The organism is Vibrio barjaei (assembly GCF_001639065.2).
GTDB lineage: Bacteria > Pseudomonadota > Gammaproteobacteria > Enterobacterales > Vibrionaceae > Vibrio > Vibrio barjaei.
Window position 1 is genome coordinate 48,266 of the sequence record NZ_LQXO02000064.1, and the last position, 25,295, is coordinate 73,560.

A 25,295-nucleotide genomic window follows, 5' to 3' on the forward strand; every position below is an offset into this window, starting at 1 on the left:
TGATTAAGATAAAAAGAACTTATAAGATGGATTATCGGTCTCGTCTTTGCACTGGTAGCCCAGTTCTCTCAAATGAGCCGAGAACTCATTCAAATCACTGTCTTCCAATTCAAAACCACACAAAACTCGCCCGTAATCTGCGCCTTGGTTACGATAATTGAATAAGCTAATATTCCAATGCGTCCCTAATGTGCTTAAGAACTTAAGTAGCGCTCCGGGATACTCTGGGAATTCAAAACTATATAGGCGTTCTTTAAGCTGTTTTGACGGTCTGCCACCAATCATATAGCGAATGTGCAGTTTTGCCATTTCATCATCAGAGAGATCAACCACAGGGTATCCACTCGCTCTGAGATCACTAATGATGCCATCCAATTCTTCTTGACCACCTACGAGACGCACGCCGACGAAAATGTTGGCCAATTTGTCATCGTTATATCGGTAGTTAAACTCAGTAACCGCTCGACCACCAATAATATTGCAGAACTCGAAGAAGGCGCCTTGGCGCTCTGGAATAGTCACCGCTAGTATACCCTCACGTTTTTCACCGAGTTCACAACGTTCAGAGACATAACGCAAGCCGTGGAAATTGGTATTAGCACCCGAAAGCACAGTCCCTAGCTGCTTACCTTGCAGTTGATTTTGCTCAGCAAATTTTTTCAGACCCGCGAGTGCTAGTGCACCTGATGGCTCGGCAATAGCGCGAGTATCTTCAAAGATGTCTTTCACTGCGGCACAGATTTCATCGCTAGAAACCGTAATGTGGCCATCAATATATTTCTGGCACAGTCGGAAGGTTTCATTACCAATGATTTTTACCGCAACACCATCTGCAAACATACTGACCTGATCGAGTACCACAGGCTCTCCGGCATCCATCGCAGCTTTAAGACAGGCTGAGTCTTCCGGTTCAACAGCAATGACTTTTATCTCAGGCATCAGTTGTTTGACCAAGACCGCAACGCCAGCAGCTAGACCACCACCGCCAACAGGGACGAAAATATAATCGAGGTGACCATTTTGCTGCAGCATTTCCATACCAATGGTACCTTGCCCCGCAATCACCAATGGGTGATCGAAAGGAGGCACAAAGGTGTAGCCATTTTCTTCTGACAGACGCTGTGCTTCGGCTTTGGCTTCATCAAAATTGCTGCCATGCAGAACGACGTTACCACCAAAGCCACGAACCGCTTCAACCTTGATATCTGGGGTGGTTTTAGGCATCACAATGGTGGTATTGATGCCCAGTTTCGTGCCAGATAGTGCCATGCCTTGAGCATGGTTACCCGCTGAGGCGGCAATTACACCTGCACGTTTTTGCTCATCAGTTAGATTGGCCACCATGTTGTAAGCACCGCGCAATTTAAACGAGTGCACAGGCTGGCGATCTTCACGCTTGATTTGAACTTGGTTGCCGATGCGTGCTGCCAATCTTGGCATTTCTTGAAGTGGCGTTACGGTCGCCACTTCATAAACTGGTGCTCTGAGTATCTGGCGCAGATAATCTGCGCCAGACTCAGGATGATTATCTGCTGCACTCATCGCTGTTAGCCCTCGAGTTTCGACTTATCGCGCACTGCACCTTTGTCTGCACTGGTTGCAAGGTTAGCGTAAGCTTTAAGTGCTAAAGAGACCGTACGTTCGCGATCTGCCGGTTTCCAACCCAACTTGTCTTGCTCTGCGCGTCGAGCAGCAAGCTCAGATTCAGCGACATCCAACGTGATGCTGCGTGATGGGATATCAATGCTAATAGTGTCACCGTCTTTGACAAGGCCAATAGTACCGCCATTTGCCGCTTCCGGAGAGGCGTGACCGATAGATAGGCCAGAAGTACCGCCAGAGAATCGACCATCAGTGAGAAGTGCACACTCTTTACCAAGGCCCATCGATTTTAGGTATGTGGTTGGGTACAACATTTCTTGCATTCCCGGACCGCCTTTTGGTCCTTCGTAGCGAATAACCACAACATCGCCTGCTTTTACTTTACCACCCAAAATGCCATCAACCGCATCTTCTTGGCTTTCAAAAACAACAGCAGGGCCTTGGAATACCAGGCTGCCTTCATCTACACCTGCTGTTTTAACAATACAGCCATCTAGAGCAATATTACCTTTCAGCACTGCGAGACCACCATCTTGGCTATAGGCGTTGTCTTTTGTGCGAATACAGCCATTCTCACGATCATCATCTAAGGTATCCCAGCGACAATCTTGAGAGAACGCTTGAGTGGTGCGAATACCAGCAGGACCTGCGCGATAGAACGACTTAATTTCCTCGGAATCCGTCAACATAATGTCGTATTGATTGAGTTGTTCTTCCATCGTAAGGCCAAGAACAGTCTTAGTTTGGCTATTAAGCAAGCCTGCACGATTAAGTTCACCCAGAATGCCGATAACCCCACCAGCACGGTGTACATCTTCCATGTGATACTTAGGTGTGGAAGGTGCCACTTTACACAGGTTAGGGACGCGGCGAGACATTTGGTCGATATCTTCCATATCGAAATCCACTTCACCTTCTTGGGCGGCTGCTAATAGGTGAAGCACCGTATTGGTTGAGCCCCCCATAGCGATATCAAGCGCCATCGCGTTCTCAAAAGCATCTTTGGTGGCGATGTTGCGTGGGAGGGCAGTCGCGTCATCTTGCTCGTAGTAGCGCTTAGTTAGGTCAACGATACGCTTACCAGCATTTTTGAACAGCACTTCACGGTCTGCGTGAGTCGCAAGTAGTGAGCCATTACCTGGTTGCGAAAGACCTAATGCTTCTGTTAGACAGTTCATCGAGTTGGCGGTGAACATGCCTGAGCAAGAACCACAAGTTGGACATGCTGAGCGTTCAACTTGCTCACTTTGCTCGTCAGAAACCGTAGGATCGGCACCTTGGATCATGGCATCAACCAGATCGAGTTTGATGATCTGATCAGAAAGCTTAGTTTTACCAGCCTCCATTGGACCGCCAGAAACGAAGATCACTGGAATGTTCAGGCGCATTGAAGCCATCAACATTCCCGGAGTGATCTTATCGCAGTTGGAGATACACACCATGGCGTCTGCACAGTGAGCGTTGACCATATACTCTACAGAGTCGGCAATGAGCTCACGTGAAGGCAGTGAGTACAACATACCGCCGTGACCCATAGCGATGCCATCATCAACAGCAATGGTATTGAATTCTTTGGCAATACCGCCCGCTTCTTCAATTTCTCTGGCGACGAGTTGGCCAAGGTCTTTAAGGTGAACGTGTCCCGGTACAAATTGGGTAAACGAGTTTACAACAGCAATAATTGGCTTACCGAAATCTTCTTCTTTGACACCAGTTGCACGCCAAAGTGCACGAGCACCAGCCATGTTGCGACCATGAGTTGTGGTGGCTGATCTGTATTTAGGCATTGTACTTCTTCCTTATTTTGCTGATGCTGGTTTCTGTTCTGGGTATACGTAATCTAGCCAGCCCCACTTATCTTCAGTGGTGCCATTGAATAGGCCAAAATACGCATCTTGCATAACTTTGGTAATTGGACCGCGTTTACCTGTACCAACATCGATTTTATCAATGCTGCGTACCGGAACGATTTCAGCAGCGGTACCGGTCATAAATACTTCGTCTGCGAGGTAAAGTGCTTCACGAGCAATGTTAGCTTCACGAACGTCGTAGCCCATATCTTTCGCAATAGTCATGATCGAGTCGCGAGTGATGCCTGGTAGGATCGCGCTGGTTGCTGGTGGTGTTGTGATGACGCCATCTTTCACTACAAAAATGTTCTCACCAGCGCCTTCTGATAGATAACCATCGACACTGAGAGCAATACCTTCGTCATAACCGTGACGACGTGCTTCACCGCCAACAAGCAATGAAGAAAGATAGTTACCACCAGCTTTTGCTGCAGTTGGAATGGTATTTGGCGCGGCGCGGTTCCAGCTTGAGATCATTGCGTCTACACCGTTTGCCAGTGCTTCTTCACCTAGGTAAGAGCCCCAAGGGAAAGCGGCAATGATGAGCTCCATTTGCGTTCCTTCTGGAGGGCAAACACCTAGACCAACGTTACCGACAAAACCTAATGGACGAATATAAGCGGATTCAAGCTTATTTTGGCGCAGTGTCTCACGGGTTGCTTCCATGATTTCTTCCTCAGTGTAAGGAATTGGGAAGCGATAAATCTTAGCGGAATCTTTAAGGCGCTTGGCGTGCTCAGGGTGACGGAAAACCACAGGACCGTTAGGTGTGTTATAACAACGAACCCCTTCAAAAACAGAAGTACCATAATGCATTGCGTGAGTTAAGACGTGAACGTTCGCCTCTGCCCATGGAACCATCTCACCATTAAACCAAATAAAATCTGCTGTACTTTTAGCCATTTAGCATTCCTTCCTTATGCACTTTGTTCTTGTAGGTTGTGATTGGTCAGTTCGTTGTGTTTAAGCTCTGTCACCTCGATGGTGCGAATATCCCAAAGCTTCTCAATCTGATTGATCAAGGTCGTGATAGGGCGATCGCTATCAACAATGATCTCAACACTGGCAATCTTACTTTCATGGTTTTGTGTTGCAGCCACTTGTTTAATGATAAAGCCACGGTGGCGAATAACGCGTAATACGCGCTCTAGCAAGACAGGCTTGTCATCGGCTTTGATGTCTAATAAGTATCTGTCCATTAGGTATTCTCCAACATGTCACTATTTGAGGCACCTGGCGGAACCAAAGGCCATACGTTTTCTTCTTCATCTATCAACACGTGAAGCATGTATGAGGTCTTGCTCTCTAGCATTTCTTTGAGTGCAGGCTCGACTTCTTCTTTGCGAGTGATGGTTTTTCCTGGGATATCGAATGCCTTAGCGAGCATGACAAAGTCAGGGTTATCATCCAAAATTGTTTCGCTGTGTCGACCATCAAAAAACAGTGACTGCCACTGTCTAACCATACCAAGACGTTGGTTATTTAACAGCACAATTTTAACGGGTATTTGACGGCGCTTCAGTGTGCCTAGCTCTTGAACATTCATCATGAATGAACCGTCACCAGTAATTAGGATCGATTGGTCGTCAGGGCGACCAACTGCTGCTCCCATTGCTGCTGGAAGACCAAAGCCCATAGTGCCGAGACCAGCCGAAGTAATGAAATTCTCAGGCAATCTAGGCTGGATATGTTGTGCTGCCCACATTTGGTGTTGGCCAACGTCAGTCGAGATAATCGAAGACTCAGGCATCATGTCTGATAGCTGTTTAAGGAGCAGTGGAGCAAAAATCAAATCTCCTGGATGGTCATAGCGCCATTTAAAACCACTGCGTAAGCTTTCGCTGTGATGTACCCAAGGAGCAATATCTTTTGACAGTTCAAGTTGTGGCAAGATGATGTTGATGTCACCACGTAATGCGGCATGAGCTTGTCTTAGCTTGTTAAATTCTGCAGCATCAATATCGATATGAATCACTTTTGCATGAGGAGCAAAGGTATCCAGTTTTCCGGTCACGCGGTCATCAAAACGAGCACCAACCACGATTAAAAGGTCACATTCTTGAACGACTAAGTTTGCGGCCTTGGTACCGTGCATGCCCAACATTCCCAAGTAGTGTGGGTCGTGTCTCTCTATGGTGCCTAAGCCTTTTAGTGTGCTGACACTTGGCATAGGGTTGAGGCGTAAAAACTCACGTACAGACTCTGTGGCATCGGCAAGTTGCACACCACCACCTACATACAGAACAGGGCGAGAGCTTTGATCAAGCAGTTGCTGTGCTAACTGGACTTGCTCTGACAAAGCAACAGGGATCGCTGGTGGCGTAAACGGGGGAAGGACATCAACCGGAGCATTAGCAAGTTGGACATCTTTAGCAATATCGACAATAACAGGGCCAGGTCTGCCTGTTTTAGCAACTTCAAATGCTTCGGCAAGAGTTGGAGCTAGCTCTTCAATGTCAGTGACCAGATAGCTATGTTTGGTACACGAGAGAGACATACCAATCACATCCATTTCTTGGAATGCATCAGTACCGATATAGGAGCTGGCAACTTGACCAGTGATAGCTACGAGAGGGATCGAATCGAGAAAAGCATCGGCGAGGCCGGTTACGAGATTGGTGGCACCGGGGCCGGAGGTGGCCATACAAACAGCAACGTCTTTGGTGGCTCTTGCCAGACCGATGGCAGCCATTGCAGCGCCTTGTTCGTGTCGGCAGAGGATATGTTCTACACCACCATCATACAGAGCATCGTAGATTGGCATGATGGCTCCACCAGGATAGCCAAATACCGTTTCAATGCCTTGCTGTCTCAATGCGGCTACAACTAATTCAGCACCTGTCATTATAGCCTCCTTGGGTGTCACGCTTGCTGTCGTGACTGTTTGTCGTTCGATTGCACATTGTGTGCTCCATTTCTTCCTGTCATATCCACCGAGAGGGCTTCTATGAGTGATCACTATCAAATTTATATTTTGAGTTTGTAAAAAAACCCCCGGACTTCTCAGTGCGGGGGTTTTTTGAATCTCGTGGTTATTTTCCGCCCACATGCCCCCGTGCGGTACCAATCAGGACCACAATAATCAGGCTAATCAGAGTGTGAGAGTGAGCGTTAAAAGTCATTATCTTGTTTCTAAATCGTTGTGTTGTTTCTAACGAAAATGTTTGCGTCACTAGTGGTATCACAAATTTCTGTTACCTGACAAGCAAAAAATCATACTTTTTTCACATTTACTCAGCATTAAATATGGCTGTATAACATGGGGTATATATAAAACTCTGACTTTTAACCATCTAAGTGAGAGAAATTGGAAGGAAAAAGGGATTTCATGGGATTATCGATTATTTATAGTCGAGCGAGCGTTGGTGTTGAAGCACCTTTGGTTACGGTTGAAGTCCACATCAGTAACGGTATGCCCGGCTTTACACTGGTAGGACTTCCAGAGACGACAGTTAAGGAATCTAAAGACCGAGTACGCAGTGCCATTATCAATTCACGGTTTGAGTTTCCGGCGAAAAGAATCACGGTGAATCTTGCTCCAGCGGATCTGCCCAAAGAGGGAGGGCGATTTGATCTTCCTATTGCATTAGGCATTTTGGCGGCGTCTGATCAGTTACCTCACGATAAGCTACTCGCGCATGAGTTTGTTGGTGAGCTAGCGCTTTCTGGAGAGCTTAGGGTCGTCAAGGGTGTTTTACCTGCGGCACTAGCCGCTAACAAAAGCCGTCGATGTTTAGTGGTGCCAGAGGGCAATGGTAATCAGGCGGCTTTGGTTGGCCGAGAGCACCATAAATCGGCATCAGGTCTACTCGATGTTAGTGCGTATTTGATGGGCCAACAAGCTTTATCCCTATATACCGACGCTAAGCAGATAAAAATGGTGCCTAAAACACGCGATCTACAAGATATCATCGGCCAACAGCAAGGAAAGCGAGCTTTAGAGATTGCCGCTGCAGGAAATCATAACTTACTCTTTCTCGGTCCTCCTGGAACCGGAAAAACCATGTTGGCCTCACGGCTTTGTGACTTATTACCTGAAATGAGCGAACAAGAAGCGATGGAAACGGCCTCGGTCGCGTCGTTGACGCAACAGGAAATTAATGAAGACAATTGGAAAACTCGGCCTTTTCGTGCCCCTCATCATTCGAGTTCTATGGCGGCATTAGTTGGTGGAGGTTCGATACCAAGACCAGGAGAAATTTCTCTGGCACATAATGGGTTACTATTCCTCGATGAAATGCCCGAATTTGAAAGAAAAGTATTGGATTCACTTCGAGAGCCGCTTGAATCCGGCGAAATTATTATCTCACGAGCCCAAGGGAAAACCCGTTTTCCAGCTCGATTCCAACTTGTTGGGGCATTGAACCCGAGCCCTACTGGTTACTATGAAGGTAATCAATCACGCACCAACCCTCAGCTGATTCTACGCTACCTCAGTCGATTATCGGGACCTTTGCTCGACCGATTTGATATGTCGATTGAAATACCGTCATTGCCCAAAGGCACATTGTCTGAAGGGGGAGAGCGAGGAGAGTCAACTCAAGTCGTGCGTCAGCGTGTTCATCGAGCGCGTGATGTGATGTTGAGTCGCAATGGCAAGGTGAATGCACTCCTTCACAGCGGTGAAATCGAGGATTGTTGTCGCTTAAAGAAAGCGGATGCTGAGTTTCTTGAGAATGCTCTACACCGTTTGGGGCTGTCTGTTCGTGCCTATCATCGAATTATCAAAGTAGCACGTACTATTGCTGATCTTGGCGGTGAGGAGGCTATTCAAAGAGCACATTTAGCTGAAGCGTTAGGGTATCGCGCTATGGATAGGTTGCTAAAACAATTGACTGCGCAAGCCGTTTAGAAGGCGAAGTTCATGCCTACAGAGGTTATCCAATCGGCGGACTCATAAAAGGCGATGGAGGAATCTGTCGCGTTGTATCCTGATAGGGATATCAAAGATAATGCATCAATGTTCCATAAAGAGAGGTATTCGTAAGCCAAAAACGCACTGTATTTTTCATCGATACGATGATTCTGATCGAAAATGACATTCTCGCCACGATATTCATGATTCATATAGCTCATGGTCGTGGCAACGCTGTGTCGCTGATAGGTGAATAGAGCAGTAAGCTCGGCGCCAGACCCTTGGTTTCTGACGGCTTGACCCTTAGCATCATCAACCACATAAATCACTGATGGAAACAACAGCCAGTGATTATTAACCGCTAACGTGTAAGAGCCTTTCGCATAGTAGAGATGGCTATTCCTATCATAATCAGAGTGAAGATTAAGGTTTGTTGCCGAAAGCTCTTCATCAACTACTCGGGTTCCGTATGCCAAATCTAGGGTAAACAGTGAGCCTGCGATGTTCTCCATCTGAAAACGATACGCATCGCCTGTTGCTTCTGCTGCTTGCAGCTGTTCGGCACTGACGTATGGATTGTTCCAAATCGGTTCTCCAAGGACGGTCGGCAAATAAGACACACTCCAAATAGAACCATCGTTTTGTTGTTGCCGATAACCGCCTTCTAATACAAAGGTACCGACGGCAATATCGTTACGGGAAGTACCAATGAACCATTGTTTATTGCTTTGCGAACCAAAAGTGTAATTGAGCATACCTAATGGCATCCAGAACTCATCGTATGCTTCTTGAGAGGCGCTGATTTTGGGATCGATGCTGGCCACTAAATTGGATTTTTCTCCTACTTGTGTATTGCTGACCGATATTTCACCGCTAAAGCCTTTACTCTGGGCTAGTGACGCGACAGATAGAGAGCTGTAGGTCGCAGTAAATGCTATAAGCGCGATAAGCGAAAGAAAGGAGTATCGAATGGCCATGACATATCCATAAATCAGTAGGTTGTGGGTAAAGAAGTTATTTCCTTATAAACTTGGCGGGTACTGTAGCGATAAAAAATGGCTTAGCAAAATGCTTCGCTAAGCCACGTATAACGGAAGGCAATGGATATGTGTATGACCTATTAGAATTTCCAGTTTAGGCCAACTGCGGTAATCCAGTCTTTCTCATCGTAGAAATCGATGTTGGAATCACTATTGGTCGCACCTGCAAAGGCAACAAGCGATACGTTATCGGAATAGAAAATTCCCGGATACTCATATGCTAGGAAAGCCTTCCATTCGTCATCACCACGAGTTTTGTCATAGATTGGATTTACCGCATCGTAATCCCGTTTTAAATAGCCTAACGTCAGTGCCAGTTTGTGATTTCCAAACGACATGAAAGAGGATAACTCTGCACCATAAGTATTGTGTTTCATCGCATTGCCATCCGCATCCTGCTGGGTGTAAATCAGAGCGGGATAGAGCAACACTTGTTGACTCACAGGTAACATCATTTTGAATTTACCATAGAGGATATCAGCGTTACGGCTCAGGAGCTGTGCTTCCTGTGGAGATAAGGCAGGCACGCCTGTACCAGAGCGCTCCTCATCCAATTCACGTTTGCCGTAGGCAAGGTCCAAGCTGAATAACGATCCGGCAATATTGTCTAGTTGCAGACGATAAGCGTTGCCTTTTTCTTTGGTAGTATTGCGAGTATCTGTCGTGTAGGGGTCTTGCCAGACTTCACCCTCTAGAATGGTTGGCAAGAAAGAAACACTCACTTTGGTTTTATCGCGAAATAGATATTTGTAGCCTGCCTCAAGTGCTACCGTACCAACGGCGATATCGGCTCGTGATGTACCTAAAAACAATTGATGGTTTGATTGCGATCCAAACGTATATTGAAGACTACCAAGGGGAAGTACTAATGCGCCGCTGTCTTCTTGTTGACTACCAGTGTAGTTGCGAAATTCATCGTCGGTATTAGTAAGATTCGATGTTTTGCTTGCGTAAGCCGCGTTTAACGCAATTTCACCGCTAAAACCATTGCTTTCTCCCAGCTTAGCCACTGCTACCTGTGAGACAAGACCAAGGGACACTGCCAAGACACTCCATGCCTGTTTCATAACTGATCCTTATCATGTTCTGATTATTTTGGTAACGATTGTAATTATATGTTTATGCTATGTTATTAGTTCAGAATAAGCGCGTTTTTTTTGAGTTACAACACAAATCAGACCAATGATAAAACCATTGCACAAGGCAGTACGCCTTGTACAATTAACCGCCATAAAATTGTCACAAACGAATCATAGATAGTTGGTTATGCTTGGATACCTACTTTTTATTATTAGTGCCTCTCTGGTCATCATTAATACAGCATTTTGTTCGATTCCTATTCTTGGGTTTGGATTGATCAAATTTCTACTTCCGATCAAACCTCTACAGCGATTGTGTACGTCTTTAGCAAATCGATTTATGTGGTTATGGGCGACGGTGAATCACGGTATTCTTCATTTGGTCAATCCCAAGGTGGAATGGGACATTGAAGGACTAGAATCACTGCGAAAAGATGGTTGGTATTTGATGATCAGTAACCACCTGAGTTGGACTGACATTGTTGTGCTCTGTAGCATATTTAAAGATCGCATTCCGATGCCTAAGTTTTTTCTGAAACAACAACTTTTGTACGTCCCTTTTGTCGGCATGGCTTGTTGGGCGCTAGATATGCCGTTTATGAAGCGTTATTCACGTGAGTATTTGCTTCGTCATCCAGAAAAGCGTGGACAAGATCTCGCCACCACGCGTCGCTCATGTGCAAAGTTTAAAGATACCCCGACGACAGTGGTTAATTATGTAGAAGGAACGCGCTTTACTGCCGATAAGCAGAAGAAAAGTGCCGCGGGTTACAACTATTTATTACAACCTAAGTCCGGTGGCATTGCTTATACATTGGCAGCGATGGGTGACCAGTTTGAAAATATTATTGATGTCACTCTGGCGTATCCGAAAAATACGGATGAGCCGTTTAAAGCGGCATTAATGGGCGATATGAAAAAAATAGTCGTAAAGGTTCGTATTCTGCCGGTAGATAACAAAATCTTGGGTGATTACTTTAACGATAAGCCTTACAAGCGAGAGTTCCAAAAATGGTTAGGTGACGTTTGGAAGGACAAGGACCAAGTACTCGATGATATCCACACCAAATAAAAAAAACCGAGCTCATTTGGGCTCGGTTTTTACATTTTAGAGCGGCTTATTTCTTCAATAGGAAGTTTACCAGCTCAAAGTACTCATCCAATGACTGAATGCCACCAGCTTCGACTAGGTACTTGTTATTGACGATGACAGCAGGGACACCAGAAAGTCCGCTGTCTTTAAACTGCTTATCAAAACGGCGCACCATAGAGTCAACAGCAAAGCCGTTAAATGCGGCATCAAATTTCTTCGCGTCCACACCTTCATCTAAGAAGATTTGACGCAGTTCTTCGTCATTGCGAGGCGGTTTGTTCATGTTATGAATACGGTTAAACATCACAGGAACCATCTTGTCTTCAATCTTTAACGCCACCATAGTCGCGTAGGCTTTGCTCATTGAAAGGCCCATGTTGCCACCCATAAAAGAAACGTGGTTCTTCTGGAACTTAGCATCTGCTGGAATCTTTTTCTTAAGCTGCGCAATGATAGGCTCGAAACTGTTGCAGTGAGGGCAGTAGAAAGAGAAGTATTCAGTCACTACTGGCTTAGACGATTTTTCTAAATCTAAAACCTTGTAATGAGTACCTTCTTGAAATTGTGCTGCACTGACTCCCAGGCTGACTAGAAGCGTCGCAAATAATGCGATGATTTTTTTCATTATTTTCTCCATGTGTAAAACCAAATCCTTATCAGGAATGGGGATAGTTTGTCACCACTGCGGTTGTAATGAAAGTGGCTTTTCATTCAGCGCGGCTATCTGTTCTTTAAAACCTAACACTTGTCCTTCCCAGTATTTGGCATCATTGAACCAAGGAAAGGCCTGTGGAAAGGCAGGATCATGCCAGCGTTTCGCTAACCAAGCCATGTAGTGCACCATACGTAGACCGCGTAAAGGCTCAATTAGTTTCAATTGATCGTTGGCGAGGTCACCAAATTCTTGATATCCCTCCAATAGAACATCAAGTTGCATCATTTTGTCTTGTCGATCGCCATTGAGCAACATCCATAAATCCTGAATAGCAGGCCCATTTCGTGCATCGTCTAGATCCACAAACATCGGACCGTCACGCCAAAGAATGTTGCCCGGGTGGCAGTCGCCATGTAGACGAATGGTTTCACTAGGTTGCCAATGCGCTTCAATTTGCGAGATCAGTAAATCTAAATCGCTAAAAAACGCATTTTCTAAATGTGCAGGGATGAATGTTGACGACTGCAGCAGTTTTCTTGGCTGATACACGTACTCTTCCAGACCAATTGTCGGGCGATGGATAAAGTTCCTTTGGGCTCCTACCTGATGGATACGGCCCATAAATCGTCCCACCCATTCTAGTTGATCTAGGTTATCAACCTCGAACTGGCGGCCACCTTCACTATTAAACAGAGTGAACAGATAACCTTGATACTCGTGAATAGTCTCTCCGTTAATCGATAGAGGCGCGGCAATAGGTACTTCGTTTTCCACCAGTTCATTGGAAAAGTCGTGCTCTTCTTGGATTTGATCACGGCTCCAGCGTTGTGGTCTATAAAACTTGACCACAAAGCGCTTTCTATCTTCATCAGTAAATTGATAGACGCGGTTTTCGTAGCTGTTAAGAGCAAGCAAGCCGGATTCTGCGCGAACACCGATGCTTTCTAAGGCATACCACATGAAATCGGGAGTGAGGGCATCAAAGTTAAAGGCTTTATCTGTCATGTATAAAATAAAAGGGCTCATTGCTGAGCCCTTTTCCTATAATAGGTAGCTAACACGTCGGTTAGAGCTTCTTAATAAATCGACTTTCTACTTCTGTCGAGAAGTCATTACTGTCGCTCAGTATAAACTGAATTGTCGACACAGGTGAACTGAGTTGCTCTGGATCTGCACCTAAACTGATCGGCAGGTTAAAGACTTCACCTGGTTCAACGGAAATGGTTTGTCTGCCATACCACGTTGCGTTCTCTAGTCCAGAAACACTAAGCGTATATTGTTGCTCTTGTTGTGTTTTATTGATGACCTTCAGGGTGTAGGTATTTTCAACCAGACCATCACTGTTAACTCGGAACAGTTGGTTGCGATCCCTAAGCACACTCAGCCCCGCTGGGTCGACGGCCGAAATCTGCACAAAGAACAGGGCAATCATCACCAGTAATACCGAGCCATAACCTAGTAGCTTTGGTCGCATGACTTTGGTGTGTTTACCTGAGAGACGGTGCTCCGTGGTGTAGCTTATTAGACCTTTCTCATAGCCCATTCTGTCCATGGTCTTGTCACACGCGTCAATACAGGCGCCGCAGTTGATGCATTCGTACTGCAAACCATCTCGGATATCAATGCCCGTTGGGCACACTTGTACACAAAGGTCACAGTCAATACAGTCACCCAAGCCCAGCTTTTTCGGGTCCGCTTTACGAGAGCGAGGACCACGAGTTTCACCTCGTTGGCTGTTGTAGCCAACAATAAAGGTGTCCTTATCAAACATGGCAGACTGGAAGCGAGCGTAAGGGCACATATGGATGCACATGATGGAGCGCATCCAGCCTGCGTTCGCGTATGTACAACCGGCAAAAAACAGTACCCAGAATACGGGCCAGAAGCTGGCATTAAAGGTGAAAAAATCACTAACGAGCGCGCCAATTGGCACAAAATAGCCGGTAAAGGTAAAGCCAGTCGCTAACGCAATAGCTAACCAAGCGACATGTTTGAGACCTTTACGCATAATGAGGTTTGGACTGAGTTTACCGCTGTCTTGCTTGCGTCTTTTGTTGGCGCTACCTTCTAGCTTTTCTTCAAACCAAATGTACATAAAGGTCCAGACGGTCTGTGGGCATAAGTAGCCACACCAAACTCGACCTAAAAATGTGGTGATGAAAAACAGGCCAAATGCCGCCACCATAAATAGTAACGCGAGTAGGGTGAGATCTTGCGGATAAAGTGTGGTGCCAAAAAAGTTAAATTGCTGATTACCAATATCAAGCAATACCGCTTGTCTCTCGCCGTAAGGTATCCAAGGTACCAGTGCGAACAATAGGAGTAAAAACCAGCCGCCGTAGCGTCTAAGCTTTTGAAAGGTTCCTTTACTTTCACGAACGTAGATGCGATTACTTGGGTTAAATCGATCTCCGTTGCCTTTGTGGGTTTTGGGGTTGAACGTTTTGGGTGTTACATCCTTTACGTCAATTTTATCCTGACTCATGCTGAGGCTGTCCTTCTTGGGCTGACGGTGCGTTTTGACGCACTCTATCTATTCCGACATTGCTGCGACTGGTAAGTCACTTACTAATCAGTACGCAGTATTAAAACCCAGCGATTATAACCTTGATAACAATTTCATTTCTTTAAGGCTATCAACCTTTAACAACAAAATTAGCGTCGGCTCATATAAAAAACGACCCTTAGAGGGTCGTTTTTATAACGTTTGGTTATTTGATGATGCCGCGAGCCTTTAATAGTGCGGTTTTGAAGTCATCCTCTTGGTCTTTCGCCAATCCAGGAATCATCTCGTCTTTCTGGCTATTGCGCATTTTTAGGTGGTAGATCAGAACATCATCAGTGAGATCTTCAAGCTTACCTTCGTATCCAGCTTCATTGGACAGTTTTATAATAAATTCCAGTAAGTTAAGGTCAGGTTCTTTCTGCCATTCTGGATGTATTAACTCAATGAGTTCGTTGACGCGGTGACACTTCATAACTTTCTCCACAATTTTTATAAGTATTTTTGAGTAAAAGTACCAAAAATCGGGGCTAATACCAATAAATGAAGGAATTGGACACAAAAAAAAGCGCAGGATAACTGCGCTTTTTATTATGCCGCTTTAACAACTCTGGTTGGAGCTGGTGCCATACGAACACTTTGTTCAACGAGCGTCATTGAAGGAGCGACTTTTTTTGCGACAGGCGCAGAAACGAAACCACTGCGACGACGCGACGCACCACGATTTGAGTACGAAAACCTGACGGGTGTTGGGCGCATTGTTTTACCTAACAAGTCAGGCAATTCCATTGCCAATCTAATGGCCTGATTACTTATGAGAACATCGAAATAACTCTCAATGTTACTCTTTTTTGACTTATGCCACTCCAAATAAGTAATCAGGAATAATGATATGCATGCATATCACGCATAGAATACCACCAAGTTTGTGTGGATACGATAGTTTGCAGTGAATTATTGGTCATTTTTTCCACAATGGATTTGTGCGTTGGATATTTGTTTTCTCTATCATTTTGCGATAAAACGGTAGCACTATCTTGGGATATAAATGGATGTGCGTATGTCTTTTTTTAAGAAAACCTTAGCAAGTTTTGGTATCGGCGCCGCGCGAGTGGATTCTGTTCTTCACCAAGAATACCTCTACCCCGGTGAGACAGTAAAAGTCACAATTCACGTTTATGGTGGTAACACTGCCCAGACGGTGGATAACATCAATATGAGACTCTGTTGTCGCTATATTGATGAGGTAGCACGTAGTAATCACGACAATAGCAATCAACCGGGCGCACCGAAAAAAAGAGTATCGAAAACTTTTGAGTTGCAAACATGGAAACTGCCTTACGCATTCACCATTGAGCCAGGAGAAACACGAGACTTTGAAGTTGAGCTTGACGTACCTTGGAATACTCCGGTGACGATTGGTGACTCTAAAGTGTGGTTGGAAACGGGATTGGATATCGCGCTAGCAGCTGATCCGACGGACAAAGATATGCTGACAGTGAGGCCAGATCCATTAGTGGACGGCATATTCTCTGCTTTGGAAGAGCAAGGGTTGCGTATTCGTCAGGTTGAGTGCGAAGCGGCAAAGGGCTTTACTATGCCGTTTGTTCAAGAGTTTGAGTTTGTTCCAACCACTGGGCCTTACCATGGTCGCTGGCGTGAGCTTGAAATCATTGCTTACCGTAGTGAAGATGAACTCAAGTTGTGGTTTGAAGTCGATAGAAATAAAGAGGGAGTAAAAGGCATGCTCTCAAGTCTCATTGGTTTAGGGCAACTGAAACGAGAAATGCAGATCCCAAGTTCACTGTCTGGTGAAGAAGCGGGTCAGCAGGTTCTGGCTTACTTAGAGCAAACAACCTAACTTCGGCTTACGCATGTTAGCTGAATGTGGCATACTCTTTAATCACTGTCCTTTTAGAGTATGCCTTAATGTCCTCAGCAATTACTTCCAATTACAGCGCTCGTGAAGAGTGGGCGAACAGCATCTCTCATGGTATTGGAGTGCTGCTGTCCATTGTAGGCTTGATACTACTGCTGCAGAAAGCGCTTGGTGCGCACGCCGACGTTCTCACGATTACTAGTATGAGCCTTTATGGCGCTAGCATGATCACGCTATTTCTGGCATCAACCTTGTATCACTCTATTGCTAACCCTAACAGTAAACGCTGGCTGAAAACTTTCGACCATTGCGCTATTTTTTTGTTGATAGCGGGTAGCTATACACCGTTTATGCTGGTGAGTCTGAGAACACCACTAGCAATTGGCTTAATGGTTGTTATTTGGGCGCTGGCTGTCATTGGTATCATTATGAAGTTGTTCTTCGTTTATCGCTTTAAACGTGCTTCATTGATTACCTATCTTGTCATGGGGTGGTTATCGGTGATAGTCATCTATCAATTGGCTAAGCATTTAGAGCCCTCGGGCTTAATACTATTGGCATTGGGCGGCGCGATTTACACCTTGGGTGTCGTGTTCTATGCCAATAAGCGGATACCCTATAACCATGCTATTTGGCATCTTTTTGTGCTTGCAGGAGCAGCTTGTCACTTTTTTGCAGTGTACTGGTATGTAGCGCCGGTTTAGCGGCGCCAAAACGCAGGGAAGAAAAGTACTAACAGGGTCAGGATTTCCAAACGGCCCATTAACATACCAAAGCTAAGCAGCCACTTAGCGGCATCGGGAAGTGGCGCAAAGTTACCTGTTGGGCCAATAATATCGCCCATCCCTGGTCCTACGTTCGCGACTGCGGTGATCGAGCCGGAGATACTGGTGACTGGATCCAGCCCCATTGCACTCAATCCTGCGGCAATAACGATAATAGTCACAAAGAACATCAACACAAATGCGACAACTGAGCGCACGATATCATCATTGACGGGACGGTTATTGTAGCGTTGGACAAAGACGCCTGACGGATGAATGAGCTTCATCATTTGCTTATTAAGCAAGGTAACAGCTATCTGAAAACGGAATATTTTGATGCCGCCCGAGGTTGAACCTGAACATGCTCCTACCATCATCATAAACGCAAAAATAACCGAAGGTAGCGGTCCCCAAGCCGTAAAGTCTTCCAGTCCAAAGCCTGTTGTTGTTACAACAGATACGATGTTGAACATGGAGACTCGGAATGCATCATTTAGCGCATAACCATCTTCCCAAAATAGCCACAACGCCACAACGGTGCTCGATACTAAAAACAGATACCCAAAGCCTCGAACCTGAGCATCCCTAAGCAATATTCTCGGATCGCGTTTTGTTAACGCAGCAACAAACAGTAGGAAAGGTAGCCCGCCTAAGAACATAAAGATGGTACCGACCCAGTGTGCGCCTTCCGAGAAATGGTTCATAGAGCCATCGGAAGTGGAATAGCCGCCCGTTGAAAGTGTAGTGAACGAGTGATTAATTGCATCGAACAGATCCATTCCTGTCACTATATAGCCCAGTAGACAAAGCCCAGTTAATACTAGATAAACCAGTACAATGTTTTTGGCGACCGTTTTGGCTCTCGGGCTGCTTTTATCTGACCAATCTGAAGATTCTGTTTGGAATAGACGCATACCACCTACGTTAAGCATTGGCAGAACGGCAACCGCCATAACAATAAATCCGATACCGCCTAACCATTGCAAAATAGAACGCCACAGTAAAATACTGGGAGCCATGTTGTCTAATCCGCTAAGTACCGTTGATCCTGTTGTCGTAATGCCAGACATGGTCTCGAAGTAAGCATCGGTGAAGCTGATATGGTTGATAAAAACAAAAGGGAGCGCGGCAAAGGCACTGGCAATAGTCCAAACCAAGCTAGTGATTAGGAACATATCACGCACACTGAGTTTGAAGTTTTTTGTGCGTCCAAGTGAGAGGCAAACAAAGGCGGCAAAATGGGTAATGACAACCGCTAAGCCAAAATCAAGGAAACCATCGGTACCAGTAAAGAAAGCAACCAATGTTGGGACGTACATAAATAGGGCTAGCTTAGAGAGCACTAACCCTATAACAAAGGAAACAGGACGGGCGTTAACCATTGGAGTGCCTTACAGGAAGAATGCACTTGGTTGGAACAATGCCTCAACGTCAGGCACGTATTTTTTGTCCACGAGGAACATCACTACGTGATCATCTTGCTCAATCACGGTGCGATCATGGGCAATAAGTACTTCTTCGCCACGTACAATAGCGCCAATTGTGGTACCTGGTGGTAGTTTTATGTCACCAATGGCTTTGCCAACCACTTTAGATGTGGTTTCGTCACCATGAGCAACTGCTTCGATCGCCTCTGCGGCTCCGCGGCGCAGTGATGATACGTTTACTATATCGGCACGACGAACGTGGGTAAGTAGAGCGGAAATAGTCGCTTGCTGAGGTGAAATCGCCACGTCTATGGTGCCACCCTGCACAAGATCAACATAAGCCCCACGCTGAATCAGTACCATGACCTTTTTTGCGCCCATTTTCTTCGCCAGCATCGCTGACATGATGTTGGTTTCATCTTCATTGGTGAGTGCAATAAATACGTCTACTTGGTCGATGTTTTCTTCAGTTAACAGCTCTTGATCCGCGGCATCTCCACAAAAAACGATGGTATTCTCTAGCTCTTCAGAAAGCTTTTCGGCGCGCTTATAACTGCGCTCGATAAGCTTCACGCTGTAAGTTTGCTCTAGACGCTTAGCAAGACTAGCACCGATGTTACCACCACCAACAATCATGATGCGGCGGTATGGTTTTTCGAGTCGTTGCAATTCACTCATTACTGAGCGAATGTGATTACTTGCTGCTACGAAGAAGACTTCGTCGTCCGCTTCGATAATAGTCGTGCCTTGTGGGCGAATCGGACGCCCTTGACGGAAAATAGCCGCTACTCGGGTATCAATGTGAGGCATATGCTCACGCAGAGTCGACAGTGCATTGCCTACGAGTGGACCACCATAATAGGCTTTGACTGCGACTAAGCTTACGCGTTCATCCGCGAAGCTGACGACTTGCAATGCCCCAGGGTATTGGATCAATCGTTCGATATAGCTGGTCACCAACTCTTCTGGAGCTATCAGGTGGTCAACGGGGATTGCTCCTGAGTTGAACAGACTTTCTTTTTCAATCAGGTATTCACGAGAACGAATTCGAGCGACACGGTTTGGCGTATTGAATAAAGAGAACGCAACTTGGCACGCAGCCATGTTGGTTTCGTCCATATTGGTCACCGCCACTAGCATGTCAGCATCTTGCGCGCCAGCTTCACGCAATACATCAGGATGGCTAGCGTAGCCATTGACGACTCGCAAATCGTATTTATCTTGCAGCTCCCTTAGACGGTCACCGTTGCGATCGACGATGGTGATATCGTTGTTTTCACCCACAAGGTTCTCTGCGAGTGTGCCACCAACTTGACCTGCTCCAAGAATGATGATTTTCATAACATTGCGCTCTTTTGATAAATTCGACTTAACGAGTCACTAGCATAGCTATCAATAAGTTAGCATTCTACGCCTTTTTTAGCACAGCGTAATAGAAACCATCCATATCTTCTTCTCCAGGAAGAATCTGACGTCCTGGGTTATCGATGTCTGAATCAATAAGCTGTGCGTTGTCTGTGCGAGCAAGGAATGCTTTTACCTGCTCTTTGTTTTCTTGTGGTGTGATTGAACAAGTGGCGTACACCAGTGTTCCACCTGATTTTAATTGCTGCCACATAGCGTCGAAGATCTCACGCTGTAGCTCTGCGAGTGCTTCAATGTCATCGGAGCGGCGCAACCATTTGATATCAGGGTGTCTACGAATCACCCCGGTTGCAGAACACGGCGCATCTAATAGAATGCGGTCAAATTGTTCACCTTGCCACCATTCACTTGGTGTTCTCGCATCACCACATACCACCTTAGCCTGTAGCTGTAGGCGCTTAAGATTGTCATGAACACGCTTCAATCTGGTTTCATCACAATCAATAGCTACCACTTGGCTGTCTTTAGTACGCTCCAGGATATGTGCAGTCTTGCCTCCAGGCGCGGCACAACAATCCAAAATCAACTCACCATCTTTAGGTTCTAGGTAGTTGATAGAAAGTTGCGCGGCGGCATCTTGTACCGATACCCAACCTTTATCGAAACCGGGAAGGTTGTTGACATCGCAAGGGGCGGCCAATTTTAGAGCATCCAAGGCTTCAGAGTGAGCGGTGGAATCTATGCCTTCATTTTTGAGTAGTGCTTGATAATCGTCACGATTGAGGTGCTGGTGGTTCACGCGCAGCCACATAGGTGCTTTGGTGTTATTGGCCTCTACAATCGCTTCCCATTGTTGTGGGTAGCTTTCTTGCAGTAGCTTCAGTAACCAACTAGGGTGGCCGTATTTTCCAGCATTGTGGCTGACGGAAATCTCATCTAGCTGCTCTTGGTTGCGTTGGTAGTTGCGTAGTACTGCATTGATAAGGCCACGTAATCTCGGGCCCTTCAGCGTTTTGGTTGCTTCTACGGTCTCTCCCACCGCTGCATGAGCAGGAATTCGCATGTGGCCAATTTGATAGATGCCGACCAAAATCAGGTGATGAAATACACGTTGTTTGCCTTTCAATGGCTTATCCATTAGCTCGGATGCAACGGATTCCAAACGAGGTAATATGCGCAGCGCACCAAAGCAAATCTCTTGCAATAAGGCTTGATCTCTAGGTTTTACTTGTTGCTGGCCTAATGGAAGGGCGCTCGATAGAGATTGACCTTTATCAACCACTTGGAAAAGGATATTGGCCGCAGCAGCGCGAACATTCATGTTGGTTACCTAAATTTTTATCGACATTAAAAATAAAATAAGGCCGCACTCAACGTGCTGGCCCTAACTATCAATGAGCATCTGCATTCTTAGCTCAGAATGCTACCCACTTCAAACCAGCTGGCTTTAGAATTTAATACATCACTCACTTGCATGGCTTTTTTGCCCGGTATTTGAATATGTTCTAACACCAAGGTGCCTTGACCGGTCGCGACGTAAATTCCTGTTTTATCAGCCTTAAGAATAGTCCCAGCCACTGATTCTGTCGCATTGTCCTCTACCCGAGATTGCCAAACTTTGATGTTGTTTTCTTCTACAGAGAAGAAGCTCATAGGCCATGGGTTGAAAGCACGAACACAGCGTTCAATGAACTCTGCTGGCTGACTCCAATCGATCTTCGCTTCATCTTTGCTTAGCTTGCTGGCGTAGTTCGCTTCATCGTCATTTTGCTTTTCTGGCGCAGCATTGCCTGAGGCTATATCAGCAAGACATTCGACTAAGGCCTGTGGGCCAAGCTCTGCCAGCTTATCGTACATGGTCGCACTGGTATCTGTGGCTTCAATAGGTAGTGTGGCAATTTTCAGCATATCACCGGTATCTAGGCCAATATCCATCTGCATAATCGTCACACCGGTTTGTGCATCCCCAGCCCAAATAGAGCGTTGAATAGGTGCAGCACCACGCCAGCGAGGCAGGATTGAGCCATGAACATTGATACAACCTAGTTTTGGAGTATCAAGAACTGCTTGTGGCAGCAACAGACCATAAGCGACAACCACCATGATATCGGCATTGAGGTCTTTGAGCTCTTGCTTAGCTTCGTCAGACTTGAAATTGACGGGTTGATAAACTGGAATATCATGCTCAAGGGCAATGTTTTTGACCGGACTTGCCGTTAGCTTTTTGCCTCGGCCTGCTGGTCTGTCAGGCTGGGTGTAAACAGCGATAACCTCGTGCTCCGAAGACAATAACGCCGCCAAGTGACGGGCGGCGAAGTCTGGAGTACCGGCAAACACAATACGTAATGATTGGCTCACGGAAACCTCACTTAATATTATTGTTTAGCGTTGAAGCGCTTAATTTTCTCGAGTTTGTCTTTGATGCGTTTACGCTTTAGAGGAGAAAGGTAATCAACAAACAGTTTACCCTCTAAGTGGTCAAGCTCATGCTGTACACAGATTGCCAGTAGGTCATCTGCCTCAAACGTAAACTCTTCCCCATCGCGGTTCAGCGCTTTGACACTCACTTCAGCGGCGCGTGGTACAAGTGCGCGAGCACCTGGGACCGAAAGGCAGCCTTCTTCAATACCATCTTCACCGCGCTTTTCGGTAATTTCTGGGTTGATAAGCACCATCGGTTGGTCGCGAGTATCTGAAATATCAATCACAACAATTCGCTGATGAAAGTCAACTTGCGTTGCTGCAAGGCCAATTCCTTCTTCGTCGTACATGGTTTCAATCATGTCATCGACGACTTTTTGGATTTCCGGCGTTACGGCTTCAACGGGCTTAGCTACCGTTCTTAGGCGATCATCCGGGAAAGTTAATACTTGTAATACAGACATATACACTCAAAATGTTGAACTGTGCCGAATAGGCATGGACTTCGTTGGTTCAATTCTAGACATTTTCGCACCTAAATGACAGCATCCCTTGAAACAAAGCGAAGGATTGCGGTGTATGAAGCAGGGAATATGTCTGTTATTGACTCTTTCATCTCTTTTTTCTGTCACCTTATGGGCGTTTCAATCTCACGCTAGCGTAAGCGACTTCCTCAAACCAGATGCGCCTCGACATTATGTTGTTAAGTCTGGAGATACTTTATGGGCAGTTTCAGGACGATACTTATCCTCTCCTTGGCGCTGGCCAGAGCTTTGGCGGCATAATTATCATATAGCCAATCCCGATAAAATTTATCCGGGAGATACGCTGTTATTAGTCTGGGTAGCAGGGCAACCGCAATTGATTAAGAAAACGCTAAGGCGCCTTTCTCCGGTGACGGACGTTACGCTAAAACAGCCGTCGAGCTCGTTAAATCCTCGTGCTATTGCTCGTTATAGAGAACAAGAGAGATTGATGCTAGCGAGTGAGTTAGCTACGTATCCTAAGATAGTAGGCTCTAGTCGTGGCTTGGATTACATTTCCAATCAAGATGAGGTTTACATTGATTATCAAGGCCGTGAGCAAAACTGGGTCATTTACCGAGTAGGGAAGCCTTATCGCAATGATGATGAGCACTTTACTATGAGAGAAATTAAACGACTGGCGACAGCCCGTTTGATGAAACAGGTAAATGATATTGCTGTTTTGCAGTTGACGGATTTTAATCATGAGCTCAAGCGAGGAGACATTGCTATTCCTATCTCCGAGCTAGCTCGGGATGAATCATCAACGCTTATTGAGCCAAAAGCAGGACCTAATGTAGAAGATCTTCGTATCGTAGGAATGCTCAATTCTCTGCATTTTGCGGTTCAAGGACATACGGTAGTGTTGAATGCAGGGCAAGACGCTTCTGTTGTTGAAGGCAGTAGCTACATACTAAAAAGGCCCAGTGAAACATTTGTTTATTCCGATGGTCAGCATGGTTTAAGTGGTCGTGACGAGTCTCATGTAGCTATGTCTCAGTTTCCATTAATAGACATAGGGCGATTGATGGTGATTCACAGTTATCAACGTTTTAGTGTCGCACTGGTTACCGAGTCTCCAGAGCCAATCACCAAGCAAACCATTATTGTGCCACCAAGCAGCGATAGGGCGCATCGTGAGTGACGCTCGCACTCTAGCTTGGCTGCGGCTTTCTCTCTGCCCCGGCATCGGTGCTGTCACGTTCGAAAAGTTACGAGCGATAGATAGTCCGCTCAACATTGTTAGCTATTCACCACAGGAACTGGCTTCTATTGGTTTGAAGTCGCATCAAGTGGCGTTTATCCATCATCAATCGATAGCGCTTGCTGAACAGGCTCTCGCTTGGGCGTCGGTAGAGCGTCGCTACATTGTGGCCAGTGGCGATAAGGCGTATCCGCCGCTATTGAGTGAAACCAAGGGAGCGCCGCCGGTTTTATTTGTTGAGGGGCAGTTATCCTTACTTGCGGCACCTCAAATTGCCATGGTGGGAAGTCGCAATGCTACTTTGGAAGGGCTAGAGATTGCTCGCAGCTATGCCAGTACATTTGCAAAGCATGATTACTGCGTGACGAGTGGCTTAGCTTTGGGCATTGACGGTCACGCTCATCAAGGAGCGCTGGATGCACAAGGTCCTACTATTGCCGTATTGGGTTCTGGTTTATCGCAAATCTATCCGGCACGTCATAAGTCATTGGCCTCTCGCATTGCAGAGCATGGTGCGTTAGTCAGTGAACATTTACCTTCGGTAAAACCTAGGGCTGAGCACTTCCCCCGTCGTAACCGAATCGTAAGTGGGTTGTCTTTAGCTGTATTAGTGGTGGAAGCGACAGAGAAAAGCGGCTCGTTGATTACTGCCAAATACGCGGCTGAGCAAGGACGAGATGTTTTTGCTATTCCTGGCTCAATTCGCCATCCTTTTCATAGTGGTTGTCACTCGCTGATCAAATCGGGGGCTTGTTTGGTGCAGTCTCCTAATGATCTTCTTAGTGAAATAGAATCTCTCACCAACTGGTCTAAAAAAGTACAACCGACACTTTTTGACCAAGTTATTGATAAAGAAGAATTGCCATTTCCCGATCTGTTGGCTAACGTAGGAATAGAGGCAACACCAGTTGATATTTTAGCGCAAAAGACCCATATTCCTGTGCAAGAGGTCATGCAACAGCTACTAGAGCTTGAGTTATTAGGGCATGTTGTTGCAGTTAACGGTGGTTATATTCTTAAGGGGAGAGGCTAGC

Annotated in this window: 23 protein-coding genes; 6 read left to right on the plus strand and 17 right to left on the minus strand. The window is 46.0% G+C overall.

What is annotated here, in order from left to right; translation table 11 throughout:
• Positions 1-3 precede the first annotated feature (3 nt).
• Genes ilvA through ilvG form a run of 5 tightly spaced genes read right to left on the minus strand, consistent with a single transcriptional unit; the run spans position 4 to position 6,297 of the window.
• The gene (gene ilvA / locus AWH66_RS25105) at positions 4-1,542 is read right to left on the minus strand and encodes a threonine ammonia-lyase, biosynthetic (protein WP_063604570.1); all 1,539 of its coding nucleotides are present in this window, start codon (positions 1,540-1,542) and stop codon (positions 4-6) included.
• A gap of 5 nt (positions 1,543-1,547) precedes the next feature.
• The gene (ilvD, locus tag AWH66_RS25110; protein ID WP_063604571.1) at positions 1,548-3,389 is read right to left on the minus strand and encodes a dihydroxy-acid dehydratase; all 1,842 of its coding nucleotides are present in this window, start codon (positions 3,387-3,389) and stop codon (positions 1,548-1,550) included.
• Positions 3,390-3,401: 12 nt separating this feature from the next.
• The gene (locus tag AWH66_RS25115; RefSeq protein WP_006073040.1) at positions 3,402-4,355 is read right to left on the minus strand and encodes a branched-chain amino acid transaminase; all 954 of its coding nucleotides are present in this window, start codon (positions 4,353-4,355) and stop codon (positions 3,402-3,404) included.
• Positions 4,356-4,369: 14 nt separating this feature from the next.
• A complete protein-coding gene (ilvM, locus tag AWH66_RS25120; RefSeq protein WP_006073039.1) occupies positions 4,370-4,651 on the minus strand; it encodes an acetolactate synthase 2 small subunit in 282 nt (93 codons plus the stop codon).
• Positions 4,651-6,297 carry an acetolactate synthase 2 catalytic subunit gene (gene ilvG, locus AWH66_RS25125; RefSeq protein ID WP_063604572.1) on the minus strand — a complete coding sequence of 549 codons (1,647 nt, stop codon included), beginning with the start codon at positions 6,295-6,297 and terminating at the stop codon, positions 4,651-4,653. Before ilvG ends, ilvM begins: the two co-directional genes overlap by 1 nt.
• Before the next feature lie 483 nt (positions 6,298-6,780).
• Between ilvG and AWH66_RS25130 the strand changes: the two genes are divergently transcribed.
• On the plus strand, positions 6,781-8,304 hold the full coding sequence (locus AWH66_RS25130) for a YifB family Mg chelatase-like AAA ATPase (protein WP_063604573.1): 1,524 nt from the start codon (positions 6,781-6,783) through the stop codon (positions 8,302-8,304).
• On the opposite strand, the gene AWH66_RS25135 is transcribed toward AWH66_RS25130, so the two are convergent.
• Positions 8,301-9,284 carry a DUF2860 family protein gene (locus AWH66_RS25135; RefSeq protein WP_063604574.1) on the minus strand — a complete coding sequence of 328 codons (984 nt, stop codon included), beginning with the start codon at positions 9,282-9,284 and terminating at the stop codon, positions 8,301-8,303. The two genes, AWH66_RS25130 and AWH66_RS25135, sit on opposite strands and share 4 nt — an antisense overlap.
• Positions 9,285-9,427: 143 nt before the next feature.
• On the minus strand, positions 9,428-10,414 hold the full coding sequence (locus tag AWH66_RS25140) for a DUF2860 domain-containing protein (protein WP_063604575.1): 987 nt from the start codon (positions 10,412-10,414) through the stop codon (positions 9,428-9,430).
• Between the two features lie 199 nt (positions 10,415-10,613).
• Here AWH66_RS25140 and AWH66_RS25145 point away from each other — a divergent pair, with 199 nt between their 5' ends.
• Entirely contained in the window at positions 10,614-11,498 is an 885-nt protein-coding gene (locus tag AWH66_RS25145; RefSeq protein WP_063604576.1) for an acyltransferase, read from the plus strand.
• A gap of 46 nt (positions 11,499-11,544) precedes the next feature.
• Here AWH66_RS25145 and AWH66_RS25150 read toward each other — a convergent pair whose 3' ends face one another.
• The 5 genes from AWH66_RS25150 to AWH66_RS25170 all read right to left on the minus strand — a co-directional run bounded on the left by AWH66_RS25150 (position 11,545) and on the right by AWH66_RS25170 (position 15,466).
• Positions 11,545-12,144, minus strand: coding sequence for a thiol:disulfide interchange protein DsbA/DsbL (locus AWH66_RS25150; protein WP_038224138.1), 600 nt, complete (start codon positions 12,142-12,144; stop codon positions 11,545-11,547).
• Positions 12,145-12,195: 51 nt separating this feature from the next.
• Positions 12,196-13,179 (minus strand): serine/threonine protein kinase, encoded by a 984-nt coding sequence (locus AWH66_RS25155; protein ID WP_063604595.1) that lies wholly within the window; start codon positions 13,177-13,179, stop codon positions 12,196-12,198.
• A 61-nt stretch (positions 13,180-13,240) separates the two neighbouring features.
• Positions 13,241-14,659: a cytochrome c oxidase accessory protein CcoG gene (gene ccoG, locus AWH66_RS25160; protein ID WP_063604577.1), complete on the minus strand. Its 1,419-nt coding sequence runs from the start codon at positions 14,657-14,659 to the stop codon at positions 13,241-13,243.
• A 226-nt stretch (positions 14,660-14,885) separates the two neighbouring features.
• Positions 14,886-15,152 (minus strand): YihD family protein, encoded by a 267-nt coding sequence (locus AWH66_RS25165; protein ID WP_006073010.1) that lies wholly within the window; start codon positions 15,150-15,152, stop codon positions 14,886-14,888.
• Positions 15,153-15,268: 116 nt separating this feature from the next.
• Entirely contained in the window at positions 15,269-15,466 is a 198-nt protein-coding gene (locus AWH66_RS25170) for a hypothetical protein (RefSeq protein ID WP_006073009.1), read from the minus strand.
• Between the two features lie 271 nt (positions 15,467-15,737).
• Here AWH66_RS25170 and AWH66_RS25175 point away from each other — a divergent pair, with 271 nt between their 5' ends.
• Together AWH66_RS25175 and trhA are read left to right on the plus strand one after the other, a co-directional pair.
• On the plus strand, positions 15,738-16,538 hold the full coding sequence (locus tag AWH66_RS25175; protein ID WP_063604578.1) for a sporulation protein: 801 nt from the start codon (positions 15,738-15,740) through the stop codon (positions 16,536-16,538).
• 68 nt (positions 16,539-16,606) lie between these two features.
• Complete coding sequence (trhA, locus tag AWH66_RS25180) at positions 16,607-17,260, plus strand: PAQR family membrane homeostasis protein TrhA (protein WP_063604579.1); 654 nt, start codon at positions 16,607-16,609, stop codon at positions 17,258-17,260.
• Here trhA and AWH66_RS25185 read toward each other — a convergent pair.
• The 5 genes from AWH66_RS25185 to def form a co-directional block, all read right to left on the minus strand.
• A complete protein-coding gene (locus AWH66_RS25185; RefSeq protein WP_063604580.1) occupies positions 17,257-18,702 on the minus strand; it encodes a TrkH family potassium uptake protein in 1,446 nt (481 codons plus the stop codon). The genes trhA and AWH66_RS25185 overlap by 4 nt on opposite strands.
• 9 nt (positions 18,703-18,711) lie before the next feature.
• Entirely contained in the window at positions 18,712-20,088 is a 1,377-nt protein-coding gene (gene trkA, locus AWH66_RS25190; RefSeq protein WP_006073005.1) for a Trk system potassium transporter TrkA, read from the minus strand.
• A 67-nt stretch (positions 20,089-20,155) separates the two neighbouring features.
• Entirely contained in the window at positions 20,156-21,433 is a 1,278-nt protein-coding gene (gene rsmB, locus AWH66_RS25195; RefSeq protein WP_063604581.1) for a 16S rRNA (cytosine(967)-C(5))-methyltransferase RsmB, read from the minus strand.
• An 89-nt stretch (positions 21,434-21,522) separates the two neighbouring features.
• A complete protein-coding gene (gene fmt, locus AWH66_RS25200) occupies positions 21,523-22,470 on the minus strand; it encodes a methionyl-tRNA formyltransferase (RefSeq protein WP_063604582.1) in 948 nt (315 codons plus the stop codon).
• A gap of 17 nt (positions 22,471-22,487) precedes the next feature.
• Entirely contained in the window at positions 22,488-22,997 is a 510-nt protein-coding gene (gene def / locus AWH66_RS25205; RefSeq protein WP_063604583.1) for a peptide deformylase, read from the minus strand.
• A gap of 115 nt (positions 22,998-23,112) precedes the next feature.
• Between def and AWH66_RS25210 the strand changes: the two genes are divergently transcribed.
• Together AWH66_RS25210 and dprA are read left to right on the plus strand one after the other, a co-directional pair.
• Positions 23,113-24,201 carry a LysM peptidoglycan-binding domain-containing protein gene (locus tag AWH66_RS25210; RefSeq protein WP_063604584.1) on the plus strand — a complete coding sequence of 363 codons (1,089 nt, stop codon included), beginning with the start codon at positions 23,113-23,115 and terminating at the stop codon, positions 24,199-24,201.
• A complete protein-coding gene (gene dprA, locus AWH66_RS25215; RefSeq protein WP_063604585.1) occupies positions 24,194-25,294 on the plus strand; it encodes a DNA-processing protein DprA in 1,101 nt (366 codons plus the stop codon). Before AWH66_RS25210 ends, dprA begins: the two co-directional genes overlap by 8 nt.
• The last annotated feature ends 1 nt before the right edge of the window (position 25,295 follow it).

Bases quoted from the DNA above. Each gene is read 5' to 3' on its own strand.
- AWH66_RS25170 (WP_006073009.1), bottom strand. From the start codon at position 15,466: ATGGAATTGCCTGACTTGTTAGGTAAAACAATGCGCCCAACACCCGTC.
- trhA (WP_063604579.1), top strand. From the start codon at position 16,607: ATGTCCTCAGCAATTACTTCCAATTACAGCGCTCGTGAAGAGTGGGCG.
- ilvM (WP_006073039.1), bottom strand. From the start codon at position 4,651: ATGGACAGATACTTATTAGACATCAAAGCCGATGACAAGCCTGTCTTG.
- ilvD (WP_063604571.1), bottom strand. From the start codon at position 3,389: ATGCCTAAATACAGATCAGCCACCACAACTCATGGTCGCAACATGGCT.
- AWH66_RS25145 (WP_063604576.1), top strand. From the start codon at position 10,614: ATGCTTGGATACCTACTTTTTATTATTAGTGCCTCTCTGGTCATCATT.
- AWH66_RS25165 (WP_006073010.1), bottom strand. From the start codon at position 15,152: ATGAAGTGTCACCGCGTCAACGAACTCATTGAGTTAATACATCCAGAA.
- ilvG (WP_063604572.1), bottom strand. From the start codon at position 6,297: ATGACAGGTGCTGAATTAGTTGTAGCCGCATTGAGACAGCAAGGCATT.
- trkA (WP_006073005.1), bottom strand. From the start codon at position 20,088: ATGAAAATCATCATTCTTGGAGCAGGTCAAGTTGGTGGCACACTCGCA.
- AWH66_RS25175 (WP_063604578.1), top strand. From the start codon at position 15,738: ATGTCTTTTTTTAAGAAAACCTTAGCAAGTTTTGGTATCGGCGCCGCG.
- AWH66_RS25185 (WP_063604580.1), bottom strand. From the start codon at position 18,702: ATGGTTAACGCCCGTCCTGTTTCCTTTGTTATAGGGTTAGTGCTCTCT.
- AWH66_RS25150 (WP_038224138.1), bottom strand. From the start codon at position 12,144: ATGAAAAAAATCATCGCATTATTTGCGACGCTTCTAGTCAGCCTGGGA.
- AWH66_RS25130 (WP_063604573.1), top strand. From the start codon at position 6,781: ATGGGATTATCGATTATTTATAGTCGAGCGAGCGTTGGTGTTGAAGCA.
- AWH66_RS25135 (WP_063604574.1), bottom strand. From the start codon at position 9,284: ATGGCCATTCGATACTCCTTTCTTTCGCTTATCGCGCTTATAGCATTT.
- AWH66_RS25115 (WP_006073040.1), bottom strand. From the start codon at position 4,355: ATGGCTAAAAGTACAGCAGATTTTATTTGGTTTAATGGTGAGATGGTT.
- AWH66_RS25210 (WP_063604584.1), top strand. From the start codon at position 23,113: ATGAAGCAGGGAATATGTCTGTTATTGACTCTTTCATCTCTTTTTTCT.
- ilvA (WP_063604570.1), bottom strand. From the start codon at position 1,542: ATGAGTGCAGCAGATAATCATCCTGAGTCTGGCGCAGATTATCTGCGC.
- ccoG (WP_063604577.1), bottom strand. From the start codon at position 14,659: ATGAGTCAGGATAAAATTGACGTAAAGGATGTAACACCCAAAACGTTC.
- def (WP_063604583.1), bottom strand. From the start codon at position 22,997: ATGTCTGTATTACAAGTATTAACTTTCCCGGATGATCGCCTAAGAACG.
- AWH66_RS25140 (WP_063604575.1), bottom strand. From the start codon at position 10,414: ATGAAACAGGCATGGAGTGTCTTGGCAGTGTCCCTTGGTCTTGTCTCA.
- rsmB (WP_063604581.1), bottom strand. From the start codon at position 21,433: ATGAATGTTCGCGCTGCTGCGGCCAATATCCTTTTCCAAGTGGTTGAT.
- AWH66_RS25155 (WP_063604595.1), bottom strand. From the start codon at position 13,179: ATGACAGATAAAGCCTTTAACTTTGATGCCCTCACTCCCGATTTCATG.